This window comes from Sphingomonas tagetis, from assembly GCF_024211275.1.
Taxonomy (GTDB): Bacteria; Pseudomonadota; Alphaproteobacteria; order Sphingomonadales; family Sphingomonadaceae; genus Sphingomonas; species Sphingomonas tagetis.
Window position 1 is genome coordinate 1 of the sequence record NZ_JAMLDX010000040.1, and the last position, 4,308, is coordinate 4,308.

Below are 4,308 nucleotides of genomic sequence, written 5' to 3' on the forward strand. Positions count from 1 at the left end.
GCCATGACAAGTTCCTCTTCCTGAAGGAACATCCATGGTCTGACCGCTATGCCATCCGCCCAAAGCTTATGAGTATCGCGCTACCTCGCCCAACGCGACTCTCCCGCGAAGCGGGTTCGTGCATTGGGACAAAGCCGTAATTCGCATCTAACGCCCGCGGATAACCGCATGATGCAAGAGCCGACGTTCGGACGATCAGCTACCTTGAGCCTTTGAACGAGCAAGTTTGGGCGGCCGCGAAGTCGCTCGTGTTGATGTGCGCTCACCGATAATGCAGCGTAGCAAGTTCGAGACGGAGTTACTGTTCGACCGTGACTATTCGAAGGCCAGAACGTCGCGCCCTCACACCACGGCGCAGCGATAACGATAAGCGCGAGCTCGCTGCCTTGCCGTTGCTTGCCGAAGATCTGGCACGTCTCGCTGAGCGGGTGGACTATGAGCCATATGCGAAACACAAGCTTCATCCGCGCGCCTTCGGGCTCGATCCGATTCCGACTGTGTCGGACGATCCGACTTATTGCGATGGACACGCCCAATTCGAGCCCAAGGACATGCGGCGCATCCCGTCATTGCTGCGCCGGGGCATATTTGCTGGGCTGATCGGGCATCACGGCGCTCCTCACGATCCGCGAACCCTGTGGACTATCGATGCGACGGGATGGGTATTTGAGGGCCGGATTACCCATCCCGGTCGGGCCATCTATCATGGCTATCCCTTACTCCCTGGCGATGCGATGGCCGCCAAGGTCATTGGCCGATTTGAGCGATGGGTTTACGAAACGTCCAGGGAAGACCTATATACGTGCGATCGGATGACAAGGGATGAAGGGATCGCGATCCTGAGCGCAGCGCAGGAGCGGTACAAGCCATGAGCGGTTTCTTTGAAATCGAAGCGACGTGGCCCGAGGCCCCGGAGCCGGATAAACTTGACGTTGCGGAAATTGCTATACGTCTCGGTTACGATTATCTGACGCGCGTCGCCGACATCGCCACTCGCACTAATCGCGACTATTTCCGCGGTTCTGCGGTTACCCTTGCATTCTGGTTGGCGGATCATTGGTGGCGACTACGTAGCGAACCAATCGATCCGACCAACATGCCATCACACGACTGGCGGATGCGCCACGAACTCTCCTCGGCATCGGGCGGCACCTTGTGGCCGCCACTAATGATCTATAGCGGCGGTGAACGCGTCATCATCGCGCCAATACTGAGCCGACGCGCTCCGATCGAGCCACTTCAATATCTGGATACGCGCGTCCGGATGGTGACAGGCAGCCAGTTCGAGCTCGGGACCGACAATTTTTTCAATCTGGTTCTCGACAGCTGCGCCCGCTCGGCGGACGCGGCTGCACTCCGCGAATTGGTCGGCCAGCTGGTCGCCGAACGCGGCGATACCGAACTTGCCGCATGGCGCAAACTTGAGGCCTGTCTCGGTTTCGATCCCGACCAAGCGCCCGATGCGGTGGTTGAGGGGCTGCTTCGCCTCGCCCCCGTGCTTGGCGCCGAGGAGGTCAAGGAAGCCGCAACTGCCTTTCCCGGTTCGAATAGTTCACGGGCGCTCGAAACGGTTCTCAAAGTTACCGAGGATTCCCCGCTAGAGGTCGATCTTGGTCTCGCTGCGCGCGTCGATCCGACGCGCGATACCCGGCCATATGCCAGCCCCTGGGAATTGGCCGAATCGGCCGCAGCCCAGGTTCGTGACATTATCGGCCTCGATCATGGCCCAATTGGCAACGAAGCCTTTGGCCATATGCTGCTGACGCGTTGGGAGACGCTGAAGGAAGCGAGTGCGACGGCGCGTAAGCTTCCTTATGCAGCCCGCCTCCGTACTCGCGCTACTAGCGAAAAGGTCGCTATCCAGTCGGTCAACCTCATTGATCGCCGCTTTGAAATAGCACGTCTGCTCGGCGATGCCATCTGGACCGAGCAATCTGCCTTTGGTCCGATCAGCGATGCGCGGACCGATCGTCAGAAGTTCCAAAGAGCGTTCGCACAAAGCCTGTTGTGCCCGTTCAACGACTTGCGTGCGAATATTGATATTCACCGACCGGAACTGTCGATCGATCGCGCGGCACGCCATTTCGGTGTGCACCGCAATGTCGTGCGTAACTTGCTCGCCTATAAAGGCGTGCTCCGCGAGACGCTTGAGGATCAGCTAGAGGCCGTCTAGGCCGAAGCGCGCATCCGACGCTATTCGTGCGCGCCGGCTTCTAGACGTCAGCCGGCATCGCGTTTATCCATGCAACGATCCGGCGCATCGCACAAATACCGCCTCAACCATTTGGGTGCTGTCGACAACGCGGGCATGGGCGATGGGGCGGTGGACCGCCAACGAGGTCGTCATGTTATGCTCGAACCGCAGCCGGCCGACGCCCCAACAGCGTACTGGCCGCCGTTGGAAACCGTGTCCGGATAGCAGCCATCTCGCCAAAGAGACGACACTGCGCGTGCGCTCTTACTGACCCAGTGGTGAGAGCGCGCGGTCGTGGCCGGTCGCGCCATTGCGGAGCTTTGGCCCTTCCTCTAGGGGCGTCATGGGAATGAAATCTGTGGAAGGTCGGGTGCGCGCTTGAATCCGTCGTCGGCGTTGGTGAACCGTATTTGGCGGCTCTGCACCCTCCTTCGAAAAGACGGTGTCACGTACCAGCAGTACGTGAACGAGCTGACCTATCTCATCTTCCTCAAGATGATGAAGGAGCGTCAGGTTGAGGCGGCCTTGCCGGCACAATGCCGGTGGGATCGTCTGCTGAAAGCGAAAGACGATTTGCTTGCGGTCTACCGTGACATCCTCACGTGGTTGCGCACCTCATCGCCTGCGGAAGGCAATCTAGGCATCGTCTTTGCGGACGCGACGACAATCGTTCGCGATCAAGAGAACCTCAGGGCTTTGATCGAGGCGATCGACGAGCTTCCTTGGTACGACGACGGCCGCGACAACTTCGGAGACATATACGAAGGCATTCTCGAGCGTAACGCGGAAGAGTCAAAGCGCGGGGCGGGGCAATATTTCACGCCTCGCGTGGTTATCGACGCGATCGTCGGCGCAATGCGTCCGGCCTCCGGAGAGATCGTTCAAGATCCTGCAGCGGGCACCGGAGGCTTCCTAATCGGTGCGGATGAGTTCGTCCGCCGGACTGCGCGGGGGAAGCGCAAGGCGTACAAGCCCCCAATCCTCACCGGGATGGAGAATGTACCCGATACACATCGTCTGCTGCTGATGAACCTCATGCTGCACGAGATCGATACGTCGGGTATCCATCTCGGAGATACATTGTCCGCCGACTTCCGGAAGCTACCGCTTGCTGACCTCATCCTATCGAACCCGCCTTTCGGTCCGGCGGGTAGGCGCCCAAGCCGCGAGGACCTCCAGTTCACAGGCGCTGTCTCCAATTTTCAGCTGCCATTCGTCGAGCACTGCCTAAACGCATTGAAAGTTGGGGGAAGGGCAGCGATCGTCGTCCCTGACAATGTCCTGTTCGAAGAAGGACGCGCGCGCGACCTCCGAAGGTACATGCTCGACGTCTTCCACCTGCACACGATCCTGCGCCTTCCTATCGGCATCTTCTATGCCGCAGGCGTGAAGACGAATGTTCTGTTTCTCACCCGTCCTCAGGGCCGCAAGGAGGGAACGACGTGGGTCTATGATCTTCGCAACAATATGCCGAATTTCGGCAAGTCCACGCCATTCGAGCAAGCCGCCCTCGCGGACTTCCTCGAGTTTTTCGGCAGTAAGAGCGACGGTTCGGATCGTCCGAATGTTCCAGCAGGGGAAGCGCCGGAGAGGTTCAGGGCCTTCACCCGTGAGATGTTGGCGCAACGCGATGACAACCTCGATCTGTCTTGGCTGCGCGAGACGTCATCCTCGCCGGAAGAGCAGCTAACAAGTCCTGCGGATATCGCTGGCGCTATTGCCCGCCATCTTACGGCTGCTATGGCCGCGCTCGATCGTCTAGGCGAAGATTTGGCTTCGGGGACGGGGGGGGGCGATGACAGTTGAGCGCTGGCCCATACCGGTGTCCTGGCGCTGGAAGTCGCTTGGCGAAATCGGCGTTGTTGTAGGAGGTGGAACTCCGAGCACGCGCGATCCCGCAAACTTCGTGCAGAAGGGACACCCTTGGCTGACGCCTGCCGATCTCTCCGGCTACAGGGGGACCCATGTAAGCGGGGGTCGCCGCTCGCTAAGTTGATCTGCCCCCTTCTGAGTGGTCCAAAATTGATGATATTTGGATGACGAAGGAGACGAGGAATGCCGAGCAAGAAGCATCGCCCGGAAGAGATTATCGGCAAGCTGCGTGAAGCGGAGGT

Annotated in this window: 3 protein-coding genes; all 3 read left to right on the forward strand. The window is 59.4% G+C overall.

Annotated features, from left to right (window positions below; all coding sequences use genetic code 11):
- Positions 1 to 386 precede the first annotated feature (386 nt).
- The 3 genes from M9978_RS22835 to M9978_RS22845 all read left to right on the forward strand — a co-directional run bounded on the left by M9978_RS22835 (position 387) and on the right by M9978_RS22845 (position 4,000).
- The gene (locus M9978_RS22835; protein WP_254297453.1) at positions 387 to 872 is read left to right on the forward strand and encodes a hypothetical protein; all 486 of its coding nucleotides are present in this window, start codon (positions 387 to 389) and stop codon (positions 870 to 872) included.
- Entirely contained in the window at positions 869 to 2,173 is a 1,305-nt protein-coding gene (locus M9978_RS22840) for a hypothetical protein (protein ID WP_254297455.1), read from the forward strand. The genes M9978_RS22835 and M9978_RS22840 overlap by 4 nt, the downstream gene beginning before the upstream one ends.
- A gap of 420 nt (positions 2,174 to 2,593) precedes the next feature.
- Positions 2,594 to 4,000 (forward strand): class I SAM-dependent DNA methyltransferase, encoded by a 1,407-nt coding sequence (locus tag M9978_RS22845; RefSeq protein ID WP_254297457.1) that lies wholly within the window; start codon positions 2,594 to 2,596, stop codon positions 3,998 to 4,000.
- Positions 4,001 to 4,308: the final 308 nt, after the last annotated feature.

Coding starts and splice junctions, on each gene's coding strand:
- M9978_RS22840 (WP_254297455.1), top strand. CDS start 869: ATGAGCGGTTTCTTTGAAATCGAAGCGACGTGGCCCGAGGCCCCGGAG.